This is a genomic window from Nocardioides lentus (genome assembly GCF_039529515.1).
GTDB classification, from domain to species: Bacteria; Actinomycetota; Actinomycetes; order Propionibacteriales; family Nocardioidaceae; genus Nocardioides; species Nocardioides lentus.
The window spans coordinates 230,457-247,776 of sequence record NZ_BAAAMY010000002.1 but is presented as its reverse complement, the minus strand read 5'-3'; the positions used below and the strand labels follow the sequence as shown (position 1 = coordinate 247,776).

17 protein-coding genes are annotated in these 17,320 nt (G+C 72.7%); 10 read left to right on the top strand and 7 right to left on the bottom strand.

Translation table 11 applies throughout. From position 1 onward, the window contains the following. Positions 1-36: 36 nt before the first annotated feature. From pgl to tkt, 4 genes are read right to left on the bottom strand one after another with little or no spacing between them, the layout of a single operon-like run. Positions 37-783 (bottom strand): 6-phosphogluconolactonase, encoded by a 747-nt coding sequence (gene pgl / locus ABD158_RS04750; RefSeq protein ID WP_344004439.1) that lies wholly within the window; start codon positions 781-783, stop codon positions 37-39. Further along, on the bottom strand, positions 780-2,486 hold the full coding sequence (gene pgi / locus ABD158_RS04745; protein WP_344004437.1) for a glucose-6-phosphate isomerase: 1,707 nt from the start codon (positions 2,484-2,486) through the stop codon (positions 780-782). Before pgi ends, pgl begins: the two co-directional genes overlap by 4 nt. Next, the gene (tal, locus tag ABD158_RS04740) at positions 2,483-3,586 is read right to left on the bottom strand and encodes a transaldolase (RefSeq protein WP_344004434.1); all 1,104 of its coding nucleotides are present in this window, start codon (positions 3,584-3,586) and stop codon (positions 2,483-2,485) included. The genes pgi and tal overlap by 4 nt, the downstream gene beginning before the upstream one ends. A 40-nt stretch (positions 3,587-3,626) precedes the next feature. Continuing rightward, positions 3,627-5,651 (bottom strand): transketolase, encoded by a 2,025-nt coding sequence (gene tkt, locus ABD158_RS04735; RefSeq protein WP_425573155.1) that lies wholly within the window; start codon positions 5,649-5,651, stop codon positions 3,627-3,629. A 295-nt stretch (positions 5,652-5,946) separates the two neighbouring features. Between tkt and ABD158_RS04730 the strand changes: the two genes are divergently transcribed. Continuing rightward, the gene (locus ABD158_RS04730) at positions 5,947-6,903 is read left to right on the top strand and encodes a heme o synthase (RefSeq protein WP_344004430.1); all 957 of its coding nucleotides are present in this window, start codon (positions 5,947-5,949) and stop codon (positions 6,901-6,903) included. A gap of 147 nt (positions 6,904-7,050) precedes the next feature. Here ABD158_RS04730 and ABD158_RS04725 read toward each other — a convergent pair whose 3' ends face one another. From ABD158_RS04725 to ABD158_RS04715, 3 genes are read right to left on the bottom strand one after another with little or no spacing between them, the layout of a single operon-like run. Beyond that, positions 7,051-7,971: a COX15/CtaA family protein gene (locus tag ABD158_RS04725; protein WP_344004428.1), complete on the bottom strand. Its 921-nt coding sequence runs from the start codon at positions 7,969-7,971 to the stop codon at positions 7,051-7,053. Positions 7,972-7,987: 16 nt separating this feature from the next. Next, complete coding sequence (locus ABD158_RS04720; RefSeq protein ID WP_344004426.1) at positions 7,988-8,764, bottom strand: ABC transporter permease; 777 nt, start codon at positions 8,762-8,764, stop codon at positions 7,988-7,990. Next, a complete protein-coding gene (locus ABD158_RS04715; RefSeq protein ID WP_344004424.1) occupies positions 8,761-9,741 on the bottom strand; it encodes an ABC transporter ATP-binding protein in 981 nt (326 codons plus the stop codon). The genes ABD158_RS04720 and ABD158_RS04715 overlap by 4 nt, the downstream gene beginning before the upstream one ends. 131 nt (positions 9,742-9,872) lie before the next feature. Between ABD158_RS04715 and ABD158_RS04710 the strand changes: the two genes are divergently transcribed. The 9 genes from ABD158_RS04710 (at position 9,873) to ABD158_RS04670 (ending at position 17,295) form a co-directional block, all read left to right on the top strand. Then, the gene (locus ABD158_RS04710; protein ID WP_344004422.1) at positions 9,873-10,568 is read left to right on the top strand and encodes a helix-turn-helix transcriptional regulator; all 696 of its coding nucleotides are present in this window, start codon (positions 9,873-9,875) and stop codon (positions 10,566-10,568) included. A 64-nt stretch (positions 10,569-10,632) separates the two neighbouring features. Further along, positions 10,633-12,042: a Fe-S cluster assembly protein SufB gene (gene sufB / locus ABD158_RS04705; RefSeq protein WP_344005299.1), complete on the top strand. Its 1,410-nt coding sequence runs from the start codon at positions 10,633-10,635 to the stop codon at positions 12,040-12,042. A gap of 73 nt (positions 12,043-12,115) precedes the next feature. Next, positions 12,116-13,333 carry a Fe-S cluster assembly protein SufD gene (sufD, locus tag ABD158_RS04700; RefSeq protein ID WP_344004420.1) on the top strand — a complete coding sequence of 406 codons (1,218 nt, stop codon included), beginning with the start codon at positions 12,116-12,118 and terminating at the stop codon, positions 13,331-13,333. After that, positions 13,330-13,722, top strand: a complete 393-nt coding sequence (locus tag ABD158_RS04695) for a non-heme iron oxygenase ferredoxin subunit (protein ID WP_344004417.1) — start codon at positions 13,330-13,332, stop codon at positions 13,720-13,722. Before sufD ends, ABD158_RS04695 begins: the two co-directional genes overlap by 4 nt. Before the next feature lie 51 nt (positions 13,723-13,773). Continuing rightward, on the top strand, positions 13,774-14,535 hold the full coding sequence (sufC, locus tag ABD158_RS04690) for a Fe-S cluster assembly ATPase SufC (RefSeq protein ID WP_344004414.1): 762 nt from the start codon (positions 13,774-13,776) through the stop codon (positions 14,533-14,535). Between the two features lie 49 nt (positions 14,536-14,584). Further along, a complete protein-coding gene (locus ABD158_RS04685; RefSeq protein ID WP_344004412.1) occupies positions 14,585-15,865 on the top strand; it encodes a SufS family cysteine desulfurase in 1,281 nt (426 codons plus the stop codon). Continuing rightward, positions 15,862-16,335 carry a Fe-S cluster assembly sulfur transfer protein SufU gene (gene sufU / locus ABD158_RS04680; RefSeq protein ID WP_344004409.1) on the top strand — a complete coding sequence of 158 codons (474 nt, stop codon included), beginning with the start codon at positions 15,862-15,864 and terminating at the stop codon, positions 16,333-16,335. Before ABD158_RS04685 ends, sufU begins: the two co-directional genes overlap by 4 nt. Continuing rightward, positions 16,332-16,760, top strand: a complete 429-nt coding sequence (locus ABD158_RS04675) for a metal-sulfur cluster assembly factor (protein ID WP_344004407.1) — start codon at positions 16,332-16,334, stop codon at positions 16,758-16,760. Before sufU ends, ABD158_RS04675 begins: the two co-directional genes overlap by 4 nt. A 7-nt stretch (positions 16,761-16,767) precedes the next feature. Next, positions 16,768-17,295, top strand: a complete 528-nt coding sequence (locus ABD158_RS04670; RefSeq protein ID WP_344004405.1) for an ASCH domain-containing protein — start codon at positions 16,768-16,770, stop codon at positions 17,293-17,295. Positions 17,296-17,320: the final 25 nt, after the last annotated feature.

The window sequence follows — 17,320 nt, the reverse complement described above, 5'->3', positions numbered from 1 at the left end:
GAGAACACCCGTCACCGACGCCCGCGGCCTCGGTCGCTACAGCGCCGAGGCGGCGTCCTCGTCGAGCCACCAGGTGTGGTCGCCGCCGGTGACGCCGCGGGCCGGCGTCTCGGTCACGCTGCCGTCCGCGGCCAGCGCCCGACGCACGGCGTCGGCCTTGCCCTCGCCGCTGACCAGGAACCAGACCTCGTCGGTGCGGTCGAGCGCCGCGAAGGTCAGGCTCACGCGCTCCGCCGGCGGCTTCGGGGACTCCCGGACCCCCACCGCGGTCCCGTCGGCGCCGAGCTGGGGGAAGCCGGGGAACAGCGAGGCGACGTGGCCGTCCGGGCCGAGCCCGAGCATCACCAGGTCGAAGCGTCCGCCCGCGGCCCGCAGCTCCTCGGCGTAGGCCGCCGCCGCCGCGTCCACGTCGGCGCCGGGGCCGTCCGCGGCCGGCACGCGGTGCACCCGGTCGGCGGGCACCCCGAGGGGCTCCAGCAGGTCACGCACGGCCGCGAGGTCGTTGCGGTCCGCGGAGTCCGCGGCGACGTACCGCTCGTCGCCGAACCAGACGTCCACGCGCGTCCAGTCGACCGACGAGGTGTCGAGCGTCGGCACGAGGGCGTGGATGCGCTCGGCGATGGTCCCCCCGGTCAGCGCCACCACGGGCTCGCGACCCTCGGCCTGCCAGGTGGCGAGCCGGTGGACCAGCGACACCGCCACGCTGTGGGCCAGCGCGTCCGCGTCGGGGTGGGTCCGGACGGTCGGGGCCGCTGCGCCCGAGGGGGAGGAGGAGGTGGTCATCGGCTGCGGTGCTCCCGGTAGTAGGCGATCAGGGCCTGCGTCGAGGCGTCCTGGGCGGCGAGGGCGTCGGCGTCGCCGTCGAGGGCGGGGCCGACCTCGAGGGCGAGCTTCTTGCCGAGCTCGACCCCCCACTGGTCGAAGCTGTCGATGCCCCACACGACGCCCTGCGTGAAGGTGACGTGCTCGTACAGCGCCACCAGCTGGCCGAGCACCGACGGCGTCAGGGCCGGGGCCATGATCGACGTGGTCGGCCGGTTGCCGGTGAACACCCGGGCCGGTACGACCGACTCCTCCGTGCCCTCCGCTCGGACCTCGTCCGCGGTCTTGCCGAACGCCAGCGCCCGGGTCTGCGCGAGGAAGTTCGCGAGGAACAGCTCGTGGACGTCGACGCTGCGGGAGTCGTGGGTGTCGGTGCGCGGGTACGACGGCTCCGCGAAGGCGAGGAAGTCGGCGGGGACCAGCCGTGTGCCCTGGTGGATGAGCTGGTAGAACGCGTGCTGTCCGTTGGTGCCGGGCTCGCCCCAGAACACCTCGCCGGTGTCCGTGACCACCGGCGAGCCGTCCCAGCGGACGCCCTTGCCGTTGGACTCCATGGTCAGCTGCTGCAGGTACGCCGGGAACCGGTGCAGCAGCTGGGAGTAGGGGAGCACGGCGTGGGTCTGGGCGCCGAGGAAGTCGGAGTACCAGACGTTCAGCAGGCCCATCAGCAGGGGCACGTTCTCGGCGGCCGGGGCGGTGCGGAAGTGCTCGTCCATGGTGTGGAACCCGGCGAGCAGCTCGGCGAACCGCTCCGGGCCGATCGCGACGACCAGCGAGGTGCCGATCGCGGAGTCGAGCGAGTAGCGCCCGCCGACCCAGTCCCAGAACCCGAAGGCGTTGTCGGGGTCGATCCCGAAGTCGGCGACCTTGTCGAGCGCCGTGGACACGGCGACGAAGTGCCTCGCCACGGCCTCGTCGCGGTCGACGTCGCCGGAGCCGGCGAGACCCTCGAGCAGCCACGAGCGGCACATCCGGGCGTTGGTGAGCGTCTCCAGGGTGCCGAAGGTCTTGCTGGAGACGATGAAGAGCGTGGTCGCGGGGTCGAGGCCCTGCAGGGTGAGGGCGACGTCGGTCGGGTCGATGTTGGACAGGAAGCGGCACTCGAGCCCCTCCTGACGGTAGGGCGCGAGCGCCTCGTAGGCCATCACCGGGCCGAGGTCGGAGCCGCCGATGCCGATGTTGACGACCGTGCGGATCCGCTCGCCGGTCACGCCGGTCCACGAGCCGTCCCGCACCGAGGTGGCGAAGGCGTAGACACGGTCCAGGACCTCGTGGACCTCGTCGACGACGTCGTGGCCGTCGACGCGCGGTCGGCGCTCGGCGGGGGCGTCGCGCGGCACGCGCAGCGCCGTGTGGAGGACCGCGCGGTCCTCGGTGACGTTGATGCGCTCGCCGGCAAGCATCGCGTCGCGGCGGGCCGCCACGCCGACGGCCTCGCCCAGCGCGAGGAGGGCCGCGAGCACGTCGTCGTCCAGCAGCGCCTTCGACAGGTCGACGTGGAGGTCGGCGGCCGCGAACGAGAGCCGCTCGACGCGGCTCCCGTCCTCGGCGAACCAGGCCCGCAGGTCGGGGGTGAAGCCGTCGGCCAGCGTCCGCAGCCTGTGCCAGGCCTCCGTCGTGGTGGGGTCGACGGGGTGGTCGACCGGCTCCGCCCCCTGGCTCATGCCGACTTCTCCAGCTGGTCCTTCACCGTCTTGGTGAGGTCGGACCAGGCGTCGTCGAACTTCGCGACGCCCTCGTCCTCCAGCACGACGTACACGTCGTCGAGGTCGACCCCGACGGCGCTGATCTGCTCGAAGACCTTCTCGGACTCCGCGCCGCGGCCGCTGACCTTGTCGCCCTCGACCTCGCCGTGGTCGGCGAAGGCCTCGAGGGTCTTCTCCGGCATCGTGTTCACCGTGTCGGCGACGACGAGGTCGGTCACGTAGAGGGTGTCGGGGTAGTCGGGGTTCTTGACCCCGGTGGACGCCCACAGCGGGCGCTGCGGCTGCGCGCCGTCGGCGGCCAGCGACTCCCAGCGCTCACCCGAGAACGCCTCCTGGAAGGCCGCGTAGGCCAGGCGTGCGTTCGCGACGGCGGCCTTGCCCTTCAGGGCCGTGGCCTCGTCGGTGCCGATCGTGTCGAGCCGGTCGTCGATCTCGGAGTCCACGCGGGAGACGAAGAACGAGCCGACGGAGTGGATGGTCGACAGGTCCAGGCCGGTGTCGCGGGCCTTCTCGAGCCCGGCCATGTAGGCGTCCATGACGGCGCGGTAGCGGTCGATGCTGAAGATCAGCGTGACGTTGACGTTGATGCCCTCCGCGATGACCGCGGTGATGGCCGGCAGGCCCTCCTCGGTCGCCGGGATCTTGATCAGCGCGTTGGTGCGGTCCACGGACGCCCACAGCGCCTTCGCCTGGGCGATGGTGCCGTCGGTGTCGCGGGCCAGGCCCGGGTCCACCTCGATGGAGACGCGGCCGTCGGCCGGGTTGGTGTCGTACGCCGGGCGCAGGACGTCGCAGGCGTCGCGGACGTCGTCGGTGGTGATGGTGAAGATCGCGTCGTCGACGCCGACTCCCTTGCCGGCGAGCTCGCGCAGCTGGTCGTCGTACGCGTCGCCCTCGCCGAGGGCGGCGGAGAAGATCGACGGGTTGGTGGTGACGCCGACGACGGACTTCTCGGCGACGAGCTGCTCGAGGTTGCCGCTGCGCAGGCGCTCGCGGGAGAGGTCGTCGAGCCAGATGGAGACACCGGCGTCAGCCAGGGCCTTGAGACGGTCGGACATGGTTCCTCCTGGGGAGTGGGTCGTACGGGTCCGCGGTCGGTCAGCTGCTCGCCGCGGCGATGCTGTCGCGCGCCGCGGCCGCGACGGCCTCGGCCGTCACGCCGTACTCGCGGTAGATGCGCTCGTAGTCGGCGCTGGCGCCGTAGCCCTCGATGGACACGATGCGGCCGTGGTCGCCGACCACCTCGCGCCAGCCCTGGGCGATGCCGGCCTCGACCGAGACCCGGGCGCGGACGCCGGGCGGGATGACCGTCTCCCGGTAGGACAGCTCCTGGGCGTCGAACCACTCGCGGCACGGCATCGACACCACGCGGGCACGGACGCCCTCGGCGGCGAGGAGCTCGCGGGCCGCGACGGCCAGCTGCACCTCCGAGCCGGTGCCGATCAGCACGACGTCGGGCTGCTCGCCGTCCACGTCGAGCAGCACGTAGGCGCCCTTGTGGACGTTGGAGGTGTCGGTGTAGCCGTCGGTGCCGCGCGGGAAGGTCGACACGTTCTGCCGGCTCAGGCACAGGCCCGCGGGCCGGACCGGGTTGTCGAGGATCGCCCGCCAGGCGGCGGCGGTCTCGTTGGCGTCGGCCGGGCGGACCACGTCGAGCCCGGGGATCGCCCGGAGCGCGGCCAGGTGCTCGATCGGCTGGTGGGTGGGACCGTCCTCGCCCAGCCCGATGGAGTCGTGGGTCCAGACGTAGGTCACCGGCAGCCTCATGAGCGCCGCCAGGCGCACCGAGGGGCGCATGTAGTCGGAGAACGTGAGGAAGGTGCCGCCGAAGACGCGGGTGCCGCCGTGGCTGGCGATGCCGTTCATGATCGCGCCCATGGCGTGCTCGCGGATGCCGAAGTGCAGCACCCGGCCGTAGGGGTCGGCCGAGAACTTCCCGGTCGAGTTGCCCGCGAGGTTGAACGACGGGGCGCCCTCGATGGTCGTGTTGTTGGACCCGGCCAGGTCGGCCGAGCCGCCCCACAGCTCGGGCAGCACGGGGGCCACGGCGTTGATGACCTCGCCCGAGGCCTTGCGGGTGGCGACGCCCTTGGGGTCGGCCTCGAACGTCGGCAGCGCGTCGGCCCAGCCGTCGGGCAGGGAGCGGGTCTGCATGCGCTCGTAGAGCGCGACGTCGGCGCCGGGCTGGCCGCTCCAGGCCTGGAACGACTCGTCCCACGCGGCCTGGGCCTCCTTGCCGCGGGCCACCGCGGCGCGGGTGTGCTCGATCACGTCGGTCGGCACCTCGAAGGTGCGCTCGGGGTCGAAGCCGAGCACCTGCTTGGTGGCCGCGACCTCGTCCTCGCCCAGCGCGGAGCCGTGGGAGGCGCCGGTGTTCTGGGCGTTGGGCGCGGGCCAGGCGATGATGGTGCGCAGCAGGATGAAGCTGGGACGTGCGGTCTCCTCGCGGGCGGCCGACAGCGCGTCGTACAGCGCGGGGACGTCCTCCGAGTAGGTGTCGCCGGCGGTCCAGTCGACGACCTGCACGTGCCAGCCGTACGCCTCGTAGCGGGCGGCGACGTCCTCGGTGAACGCGACGTCGGTGTCGTCCTCGATCGAGATCTTGTTGGCGTCGTAGATGACGGTGAGGTTGCCGAGGCCCTGGTGGCCGGCGATGGAGGAGGCCTCGGCGCTGACGCCCTCCTGCATGTCGCCGTCGGAGCACAGGGCGTAGACCTGGTGGTCGAACGGGCTGTCGCCCTCGGAGGCCTCGGGGTCGAACAGGCCGCGTTCGCGGCGGGCGGCCATCGCGAAGCCGACGGCGTTGGCGACGCCCTGGCCCAGGGGGCCGGTGGTGGTCTCGACGCCCGCGGTGTGGCTGTACTCGGGGTGGCCCGGGGTCTTGCTGTCCCACGTGCGCAGCGCCTCGATGTCCTCGATCTCGAGGCCCCAGCCGCCGAGGTAGAGCTGCAGGTAGAGCGACAGCGAGGAGTGGCCGCACGAGAGGACGAAGCGGTCGCGGCCGGGCCAGTGCGGGTCGGCGGGGTTGTGCCGCATGACCTTCTGGAACAACAGGTAGGCGACGGGCGCGAGGCTCATGGCGGTGCCGGGGTGGCCGTTGCCGACCTTCTGCACGGCGTCCATGGCCAGGACTCGGACGGTGTCGACCGCCTTGTCGTCGGTCTCGTTCCAGTCGAGCGAGGGGAGCTTGCTCACGGGGTTCCTTCCCGGGTGGGGTCGAGCGGTCGGGCGGGTCCGAGACGGCCGGTGGGCCGAGGTGTCGGGCATTTCCGAGCCTACTGTCGGGCGCGGCTAGACTCGACCGAGCCTGCCCGCCGTGGACGTTCCCTCCCGGTAGCCACCGCCCGCCGTCCCATCCGCGTGTGCCGGCCCCCGTTACCTCCGTGCCCGCCCACCGTCCACCCCTGCGAGGACCTCCGTGACCCGACCCGGCCAGCCGGCCACCGCCCGTACGGCGGCAGCGGGAGCGGGACCCGAGGAGAAGGCGTCGCTGCGCGACGTGGTCGCGGCGTACGTCGGGCTGACCAAGCCCCGGGTCATCGAGCTGCTGCTGCTGACGACGGTCCCGGTGATGTTCTACGCCGCCCGGGGCATCCCGCCCCTCGGCCTGGTCGTCGCGACCGTGGTCGGCGGCACCCTGTCCGCCGGGTCGGCGTCCGTCTTCAACTGCGTCTACGACCGCGACATCGACGAGCAGATGCGCCGCACCCGGCGCCGTGCGCTGCCGCGCCACATCGTCTCGCCGCGCTCGGCACTGGTCTTCGGACTGGTGCTCGGCGTCGTCTCGACCGTGGTGCTGGCGGTGTGGGTCAACTGGCTCTCCGCGACGCTGTCGGTGCTCGCCAACGCCTTCTACGTCTTCGTCTACACGATGGTGCTGAAGCGCCGGACGGCCCAGAACATCGTGTGGGGCGGCCTCGCCGGCTGCTTCCCCGCCCTGATCGGCTGGACGGCCGTGACGGGCTCGCTCGCGTGGACGCCCGTCGTGCTGTTCCTGGTGGTGTTCTTCTGGACGCCCCCGCACACCTGGGCGCTGGCGCTGCGCTACCGCGAGGACTACCGCCAGGTCGACGTGCCGATGCTGCCCGTGATCCTGCCCGCGCAGCGCGTGGCGGTGCAGATCGTGGCCTACAGCGTCGTCATGGTCGCGACCTCGCTGCTGCTGTGGCCGGTGGCCGACACCAGCTGGTTCTACCCGCTCGCCGCCGGCGTCCTCGGCGCCGTGTTCCTCTACGAGGCCGTCGCCCTCTACCGCCGCGCCCGCGGCACCGAGGACCTCGCCCTGATCCGCCCGATGCGGCTCTTCCACAGCTCGAACCTGTACCTGTCGCTGCTCTTCGTCGCGGTCGCCCTCGACCCGCTCATCGGCGGCTGACGACGACCTCGGGCCCGGACGCAACCGATCCGGTCGCCGACGCGTCTCTCCACGTGACGGCGGTGGGCCCGGTCACGGGGGTGTGGGCCCGCCGCCGTCGACGTCGTGACCGCCGACGCCGGCAGCCCGGGCCGGCGGGCCCGCGCCTCAGCGCGAGGCGGTGGCGAGGTCGGCGGCGCGGGCGGACCCCGCACGGGCGAGCGGTCGGCCCGCGAGCACGACGTGGGCCAGGGAGGCCGAGATCAGCGCGGCGCCGAGCATGTGGATCGCCACGAGGACGACCGGCAGGTCGGTGAAGTACTGCACGAAGCCGACGACGCCCTGCGCGAGCTCAAGGCCCAGCAGCAGCGTCGCGGCCGAGGCCACCCCGGCGGCGCCCCGGCGGCGGGCGACGACGACCAGGACGACGGTGGCCGCGACGAGCACGTAGACCGACCAGGCGTGGACGTGGGACATCAGCTGCGGGTCCAGGCCGGTACGGCGGGCGTCGAGGTCGCCGGCGTGGGGGCCGGAGCCGGTGACGACCGTGCCGAGGTACAGCGAGAGCCACCCGAGGGCGAAGGTCACCAGCGTCAGCCGCCGGACGCCCAGCGGCGCGGCGCCGCGCTCGGGGCCGCGCAGCTCGTCGAGCAGCAGGACGCACACGGCGATCAGCGCCATCGACACCAGGAAGTGCCCGGCCACGACCCACGGGTTGAGCTGCGTCAGCACGGTGATCCCGCCGAGCACGGCCTGCGCGGGGATGCCGAGGAAGACGACGAGCGCGAGCCGGGTCGCGCGGCGGCGGCCGGAGCGCCACGCGGCGACGAGCGCGAGGATCGCGACCACCGCCAGCGCGAAGGTCAGCAGCCGGTTGCCGAACTCGATCGCGCCGTGCAGCCCCAGCTCGCCGTGGGAGACGTAGGAGTCCTCGGTGCAGCGGGGCCACGTCGGGCAGCCCAGCCCGGAGGAGGTGAGCCGGACCGCGCCGCCGGTGACCACGATGAGGACGTTGGCCACGAGGTCGGCGACCGCGAGGGGCCACAGCCACGGCACGAGACGGTCCAGGGGGCGCAGCAGGGAGCTCACGCGACCATTGTCCCCGCTACTCCCAGCGGAAGGACCGCGAGGCCAGGGCCGCGGCCCCGAGGGCCCACGCGGTGAGGACGAGCAGCGGCACGAACCCCGGCGACCCGTCCAGCATCGCCCCCCGCAGGGCGTCGCCCAGGGCCGCCGACGGCAGCACGACGAGGACCTCCGAGGCGCCGCCGTACGACGACCGCGGGAGCAGGACCGCGCCGCCGGCGAGCAGCAGCAGGTAGACCAGGTTGGCGACGGCCAGGGTCGCCTCCGCGCGCAGCGTGCCCGCGACGACCAGGGCGAGCGACGCGAACGCCGCGGTCCCGAGCAGCGCGCACGGCACGGCGAGCAGCACGCCGCCGAGGTGGGGCGACCAGCCGAGCAGCAGCGCCGCGACCCCGAGGACGACCCACTGCACGACCTGGACCACCAGGAGCCCCCCGACCTTGCCCAGCAGCAGGCCGGAGCGGGGGAGCGGGGAGGCGCCGAGCCGCTTCAGCAGCCCGTAGCGACGCTCGAAGCCGGTCGCGATCGCCAGCGAGGTGAAGGCGGTCGACATCACGGCCAGCGCGAGCACCCCCGGGGTCAGGGCGTCGACGGCGCGCTCGCCGCCCAGGTCGATGCCGAGCCGGTTGGCCGCGACGACGCCGCCGATGAGCGCGATCAGCGGGATGACGACCGCGACGAGCAGCTGCTCGCCGTTGCGGAGCAGCAGCCGGGTTTCCATCGCGGCCTGGGTGCGCACCATCGACGCGTAGGGCGCGGCGCCGGGTCGGGGGGCGAAGGTGCCGGGGGCGCTCACGCGGCGGGCTCCGCGGCGACGGGGGCCAGCCCGCGGCCGGTGAGGGCGAGGAACACGTCCTCGAGGGTCATCCGGCCCAGGGTGAGCGACTCGGGCACCACGCCGTGCCGCTCGCACCAGGCGGAGACCACGGCGAGGGTCGAGGCGTCGGCGGGACCGGTCACGACCAGGCTGCGCTCGTCGACCGGGGTGACCTCCGTGCCGTGGCCCAGGGCGGTCGCGAGCGACTCGGGCGCGCCGGGCGGGAAGGGCTGGGTGACGACCAGGCGGATCGTGGCGTCGCCGCGGCCGCGGACGAGCTGCATCGGCGAGCCGGACTCCACGACGCGGCCCCGGTCGACGAGGTGGACGAGGTCGGCGAGACGCTCGGCCTCCTCCATGTAGTGCGTCGTGAGCACGGTGGTGACGCCGTCGCGCTGCAGCTCGTGCAGCAGGTCCCAGGTGGTGCGCCGCACAGCCGGGTCCATGCCCGCGGTGGGCTCGTCGACGAACAGCAGCTCGGGGCGCCCGACGACCGCCATCGCGAGCCCGAGCCGCTGCTGCTGGCCGCCGGAGAGCCGGCGGTACGGCGTCCGGCCGCACTCGGCGAGCCCGAGCCGCTCCACGAGCATGCCGACCTCGAGCGGGTGGGCGTGCAGGGCGGCGACGTGGCGCAGCATCTCGTCGGCGCGCACGCCCGACCACGCGCCCCCGGCCTGCAGCATCACGCCCACGCGGGGCAGCAGCTCGCGCCGCTGGCGCACCGGGTCGAGGCCGAGCACCCGGACGCGTCCGGACTGGGGACGGCGGTAGCCCTCGCAGGTCTCGAGGGTGGTGGTCTTCCCGGCGCCGTTGGGGCCCAGGACCGCGGTGATCGAGCCCCGGGGGACCTCCAGCGAGAGACCGTCGACGGCCGTCGTGCCGCCGTAGCGCATGACGAGGTCCTCGACGACCACGGCGGGGCCCCCGTCGGGGGTCGGCAGGTCGGCGCGGCTCACCCGTCGAGTCTAGGAGCCCCGCCCGGGACGGGGTCCCGGGCGCCTCCCGCACGGGCTCCGGTCCGAGCACCGGACCGGGCTTAGGTGACCCTTGCTTGAAGGCCTCCCACCAATAAGGTCACACTCGTGTTGTGGAATTGAGGAGCGAGACCCCGACGGACGCGCCGACGCGCGCCCGCGTGGCGCGCTCCATCCTCGAGAACGGCGCCTCGACCGCGGCCCAGCTGGCCGACCGGCTCGGGCTCACGCCCGCCGCGGTGCGCCGGCACCTCGACCAGCTCGTCGCCGAGGGGTCCGTGGACTCCGCCCAGCAGCGGGTGCGCGGCGCCCGCGGCCGCGGCCGGCCCGCGCGGGTCTTCTCGCTGACGCCCGCCGGCCGCGACCACTTCGACCAGGCCTACGACGACCTCGCCGCGCAGGCGCTGCGCTACCTCGCCGAGACCGGCGGCGACGAGGCCGTCATGGCCTTCGCGCGGCGCCGGGTCGCGTTCGTCGAGCGCGACCACGCCCGCCTGATGGCCACCGAGCCGGACCGCGACCCCGCCGAGGCGCTGGCGCAGGTGCTCACCGACGGCGGGTACGCCGCGGGCGTGCGCGACCTCCCGATCGGGCACCAGCTGTGCCAGCAGCACTGCCCCGTGGCCCACGTGGCGCACGAGTTCCCGCAGCTGTGCGAGGCCGAGACCGAGGCGATCTCCCACGTCCTGGGCCGCCACGTGCAGCGCCTGGCGACCATCGCCCACGGCGACGGCGTGTGCACCACGTCGATCCCCGACCTGCCCGCCCGCCCGGGAAGTCCCCGGACGCGCACGGCGTTCACCCCATGAGTCAGCAGAGCACCACCGACAGCAAGGATGGAGCGTCCCTGTGACGACCGAGACCCAGCCCAGCATCGAAGAGCTCAACCCCGGCCTCGAGGGCATCGGCCGCTACGAGTTCGGCTGGAGCGATTCCGACGCCGCCGGCTCCGTGGCCAAGCGTGGCCTCTCCGAGGAGGTCGTGTCCGACATCTCGGCGCTGAAGAACGAGCCGCGCTGGATGCTCGACCTGCGCATGAAGGGCCACAAGCTCTTCGGTCGCAAGCCCATGCCGACCTGGGGCTCCGACCTCGACGGCATCGACTTCGACAACATCAAGTACTTCGTGCGGTCCTCCGAGAAGCAGGCCGCCACGTGGGACGACCTCCCCGAGGACATCAAGAACACCTACGACAAGCTCGGCATCCCCGAGGCGGAGAAGCAGCGCCTCGTCTCCGGTGTCGCCGCGCAGTACGAGTCGGAGGTCGTCTACCACTCGATCCGCGAGGACCTCGAGGAGAAGGGCGTCATCTTCGTCGACACCGACACCGCCCTGCGCGAGCACGAGGAGCTGTTCCGCGAGTACTTCGGCACGGTGATCCCGGTCGGCGACAACAAGTTCGCCGCGCTCAACACGGCCGTCTGGTCGGGCGGCTCCTTCATCTACGTGCCGCCGGGCGTGCACGTCGACATCCCGCTGCAGGCCTACTTCCGGATCAACACCGAGAACATGGGCCAGTTCGAGCGGACGCTGATCATCGTCGACGAGGACGCCTACGTGCACTACGTCGAGGGCTGCACCGCGCCGATCTACTCCTCGGACTCGCTGCACTCCGCAGTCGTCGAGATCATCGTCAAGAAGGGCGGCCGCTGCCGCTACACGACGATCCAGAACTGGTCCAACAACGTCTACAACCTGGTCACCAAGCGCGCGACCTGCGACGCCGGCGCGACGATGGAGTGGGTCGACGGCAACATCGGCTCCAAGGTGACGATGAAGTACCCGGCCGTCTACCTCATGGGCGAGCACGCCAAGGGCGAGACGCTGTCCATCGCCTTCGCGGGCGAGGGCCAGCACCAGGACGCCGGCGCCAAGATGGTGCACGCCGCCCCCCACACCTCCAGCTCGATCCTGAGCAAGTCGGTGGCCCGCGGTGGTGGGCGCACGTCGTACCGTGGCCTGATCCAGGTCAACGAGGGCGCGCACGGCTCCAAGTCCAACGTGCTGTGCGACGCGCTGCTGGTCGACCAGATCAGCCGCTCCGACACCTATCCCTACGTCGACATCCGCGAGGACGACGTGTCGATGGGCCACGAGGCCAGCGTCTCGAAGGTCTCCGACGACCAGCTCTTCTACCTCATGTCGCGAGGCATGGAGGAGGACGAGGCCATGGCGATGATCGTCCGCGGCTTCGTCGAGCCGATCGCCAAGGAGCTGCCGATGGAGTACGCCCTCGAGCTCAACCGGCTCATCGAGCTGCAGATGGAGGGCGCGGTCGGCTGACCGCCCCCGCTCCCACCCGGCCCGCCGGGCCTCCCCGCACGCACCCGCTCACCCCAGAAGAGGTACACCCCACGTGACTGTGACCGACCAGACCGCCCGGGCGGCCGAGAGCGCGCTCGAGATGGCGCGGGTGGACAGCCACCTGCACCCCGAGGGCTCGTTCGACGTCGACGCCCACCCGGTGCCGACCGGCCGCGAGGAGATCTGGCGCTTCACGCCCCTCAAGCGCCTCCACGGGCTGCACGCCGACGCCACCCTCGCGGGTGACGCGGTGAGCGCCACGTGGAGCGCGCCCGAGGGCGTGCGGGTGGCGACGGTGGGCGGCGAGGAGGCCCGCGGGCTGCGCGGCGCCAGCGGCCTGGTGCCCAACACGCTGGTGTCCGCGCGGGTGCTCGCGGAGCTCACCGAGACGCTGCTCGTGGACGTGCCGGCCGAGGCCGAGCTCACCGAGCCGGTGATGGTCGAGGTCAGCGGCACCGACGCCGCGACCACCTCGGGCAGCCACGTGGTGCTGCGCTTCGGGCACCACAGCCGCGCGGTCGTCGTGCTCAACCACACCGGCTCGGCGTCGCTTGCGCAGGTCGTCGAGGTCGTGGTGGGCGACGGTGCGCAGGTGTCGGTCGTCTCGCTGCAGGACTGGGCCGACGACGCGGTGCACCTGACCCACCAGCAGGCCAGCGTCGGCCGCGACGCGTCGTACAAGCACGTCGCGGTGACCTTCGGCGGCGACGTCGTCCGCATGGACGCCAACGTCACCTACGCCGGCCCCGGCGGCGAGGCCGAGCTCCTCGGCCTGTACTTCGCCGACGAGGGCCAGCACCTCGAGCACCGGCTGTTCGCCGACCACACCGCGCCGCGCACCAAGAGCAACGTCGTCTACAAGGGCGCGCTCCAGGGCGCCAAGGCGCGCACCGTCTGGGTCGGCAACGTGCTGATCCGCAAGATCGCCGAGGGCATCGAGTCCTACGAGGAGAACCGCAACCTCGTGCTGACCGACGGCTGCCAGGCCGACTCCGTGCCGAACCTGGAGATCGAGACCGGCGAGATCGAGGGCGCGGGTCACGCGTCGACCGTCGGTCGCTTCGACGACCTGCAGCTGTTCTACCTCCGCTCACGCGGCATCTCGGAGTCCGAGGCCCGCCGCCTGGTGATCTTCGGCTTCTTCAACGACCTGATCCGCAAGGTCGGCGTGCCCGCGCTCGAGGACCAGCTGATGAGCACCGTCGAGTCCGAGCTCGAGCGCAACGTGCTGAAGGGCTACGCCCCCGTGTCGACCGGCCCGGTCGCATGAGCGCCCAGGAGACCGGGCCCGAGACCGACCCGGGGACGGGGCCCGCCTTCACGCGGGTCTGCGCCCTCGACGAGGTCCCGACCGACGAGGGGCTGGCCGTGACGGTCGGCGAGCTCGAGATCGCGGTCGCGCGCGACGGCGACGAGGTCCTCGCGATCGAGAACCTGTGCTCCCACGCCGCGGTCGCGCTCGCCGAGGGCGAGGTCACCGTCGTCGACGGCAGCTGCCAGATCGAGTGCTGGCTGCACGGGTCGATGTTCGACATGCGCACCGGCCGCCCGACGGGCCTGCCCGCCACGGAGCCGGTCGCGATCTTCCCGGTCGAGGTCCGCGACGACGGGGTCTACGTCGACCCCACCCGCACCCTGAACGGCGTCACCCCGGGCTGAGGCCCGACCCACCCACGTTCCTACGCACCACGCAGTCACCAGGAGATTGAATTGAGCACGCTGGAGATCACCGACCTGCACGTCTCGGTCGCCACCGAGGACGGCCCCAAGGAGATCCTCAAGGGCGTCACGCTGACCATCGAGTCGGGCCAGGTCCACGCGATCATGGGCCCGAACGGGTCCGGCAAGTCGACCCTCGCCTACTCGATCGCCGGTCACCCGAAGTACGAGGTCACCGGCGGCTCGGTCACCCTCGACGGCGAGGACGTGCTGGCGATGACCGTCGACGAGCGCGCCCGCGCCGGGGTGTTCCTCGCGATGCAGTACCCGGTCGAGGTGCCCGGCGTGTCCGTGGCCAACTTCCTGCGCACCGCGAAGACCGCCATCGACGGCGAGGCGCCGAAGCTGCGCACCTGGGTGAAGGACGTCAACGCCACCCTCGAGCGCGTCGACCTCGACCCCACCTTCTCCCAGCGCTCGGTCAACGAGGGCTTCTCCGGCGGCGAGAAGAAGCGCCACGAGATCGCCCAGCTCGAGCTGCTCGACCCCAAGGTCGCGATCCTCGACGAGACCGACTCCGGCCTCGACATCGACGCGCTGCGCATCGTCTCCGAGGGCGTCAACCGGTTCTCCGACAAGGGCGACCGCGGCGTCCTGCTGATCACGCACTACACGCGCATCCTGCGCTACATCACCCCCGACGTCGTCCACGTGTTCGTGAACGGCCGGATCGCCGAGCAGGGCGGGCCCGAGCTGGCCGACCAGCTCGAGGCCGAGGGCTACGACAAGTACACGAAGGCCGCGACGGCCTGACCGCCGCCGGGCCACACGACCGCACGAGACGAAGGACGAGGTGACGAGCATGGACGGCCTGCTCCCCGAGCTGGAGGTGGTCCGCAAGGACTTCCCCATCCTCGAGCGCACCCTGGCGGGTGACCGGCCGCTGGTCTACCTCGACAGCGCCAACACCTCGCAGAAGCCGCAGTGCGTGATCGACGCGATGGTGGACCACCTGGAGAACCACAACGCCAACGTGGCCCGCGCCATGCACCAGCTCGGCGCGGAGTCCTCGGAGGCGTTCGAGGCGGGTCGCGACACGGTCGCGTCGTTCATCGGCGCCCCCTCGCGCGACGAGGTGGTCTTCACCAAGAACGCCTCCGAGGCGCTGAACCTGCTGGCCAACACCATGGCGTGGGCCGGCGACCACCAGGTCGGCGAGGGCGACGAGGTGCTCATCACCGAGATGGAGCACCACTCCAACATCGTCCCGTGGCAGCTGCTCACCCAGCGCACCGGCGCCACCCTGCGCTGGATCGGCCTCACCGAGGACGGCCGGCTCGACCCGGCCGACGTCGAGTCGCTGATCACCGAGCGCACCAAGGTGGTCTCCCTGACCTGGGTGTCCAACATGCTGGGCACCGTCAACGACGTCGCCGACATCGCCCGCCGGGCCCACGCCGTGGGGGCCGTCGTCGTCGTGGACGCCTCGCAGGCCGTGCCGCAGATGCCGGTCGACCTGCAGTCGATGCCCGCCGACTCGCGCCCCGACGCGCTGGTCTTCACCGGCCACAAGACCGTCGGCCCGACCGGCATCGGCGTGCTGTGGGGCTCCCGCGCGCTGCTCGACGCGCTGCCGCCGTTCCTCGGGGGCGGCGAGATGATCGAGACCGTGCGCATGGAGTCCTCCACGTACGCGCCGCTGCCGCACAAGTTCGAGGCCGGCACGCCGCCGATCGTGGAGGCCGTCGGCCTCGGCGCGGCGCTGCGCTACCTCGGCGACGTCGGCATGGAGGCCGTGCACGCCCACGAGCGGGCCCTCACCGCGCAGGCCCTCGCCGGTCTCGCGGACATGGGGGGCGTCCGGGTCCTCGGCCCGCTGGACGCGGCCGACCGCGGCGGGGCGATCTCGTTCGAGCTCGACGGCGTCCACCCGCACGACGTGGCCCAGGTGCTCGACTCCCGCGGCATCGCCGTGCGGGCCGGGCACCACTGCGCGCGGCCCGCCCACGCGCGGTTCGGCGTGCAGTCCACGACGCGGATGTCGTCGTACCTCTACACCACCCCGGCCGAGATCGACGCCTTCCTCGAGGGCCTCGAGGAGACGCGCCGCTACTTCGGCGTGACCGGGAAGGTGAGCGCATGACCGGCGGGCAGGACCTGGACGCGCTGTATCAGGAGATCATCCTCGACCACTACAAGAACCCGCTGCACGCGGGCCTGCGCGAGCCCTACGAGGCCGAGGTCCACCACGTGAACCCGACCTGCGGCGACGAGGTCACCCTCCGGGTCCACGTGGCCGACGGCGTGGTCGGCGACGTGTCGTACGACGCGGTCGGCTGCTCGATCTCCCAGGCCTCGACCTCGGTGATGAGCGACCTGCTCATCGGCAAGCGCGTCGACGACGCGCTCGCCGTGCACCAGGAGTTCCTCGCGCTGATGCAGAGCAAGGGCGCCGTGGAGCCCGACGAGGACGTCCTCGAGGACGGCGTCGCGTTCGCCGGCGTCGCGAAGTTCCCCGCCCGCATCAAGTGCGCCCTGCTGGGCTGGATGGCGTGGCGCGACGCCCTCGTCCGCGCCGGCGCCACCACCGTCGACAACGAAGGAGCACGATGACCGACCAGAGCACCGACACCGCCACGACCGGGTCCGTCGACCAGGACCTGCAGCAGGCCGTCGACCACGGCGACCTGCCCGCCGTCCACGTGGACGGCGCCGCGGCGCCCGCCTCGACCGTGACCCCCGAGGAGGTCACCGAGGCGATGAAGGACGTCGTCGACCCCGAGCTCGGGATCAACGTCGTCGACCTCGGCCTGGTCTACGGCGTGCACGTCGACGAGCACTCCAACGCCGTCATCGACATGACGCTGACCTCGGCGGCCTGCCCGCTGACGGACGTCATCCAGGACCAGACGGCCGCCGCCCTGGAGGGCCTGGTGGCCGAGGCCGCCATCAACTGGGTGTGGATGCCGCCGTGGGGCCCGGACAAGATCACCGAGGACGGCCGCGAGCAGCTGCGCGCCCTCGGCTTCAACGTCTGAGCGGGCGGTGAGCGACCCGGACCTCGTCGAGGCCTCCGACGCGGCGGTCGAGACCTTCTGGGTCGAGGCGCGCCGTCGCGCCAAGCTCGAGTCCCTGCCCGGCTACCTCGGGCCCTCGGTGATCGCGTCCGTCCGCCCGCCCGCGTGGGCCTTCGGCGCCGACCGCGTCACCGCCGACGAGCTGCTCGGACTGGTGCTCGAGGGCACCAAGACCGCGACCGCCAGCGCCGCGGAGGACTACACGGCCACCGGTGAGCCGCTGCCGGAGCGGGGCACCCTCGGCATCGTCCTCGACGGCAGCGGTCGGCCACGGGCGCTGATCGGGGTGACCGACGTGGCCGTCGTCGCCTTCGACGAGGTCGGTGAGGACCACGCCTGGGCCGAGGGCGAGGGCGACCGCACGCTCGCCCAGTGGCGCACCGACCACGAGCGGTTCTTCACCGTCCAGGACCCCACGGGTCGCGGGTTCCGGCCCGACATGCCGGTGGTCCTGGAGCGCTTCCGGCTCCTGCACCCCCGCGCACCTCGCCGCTGAGGCCGGCCCCCGGCCGGCCGGGGTG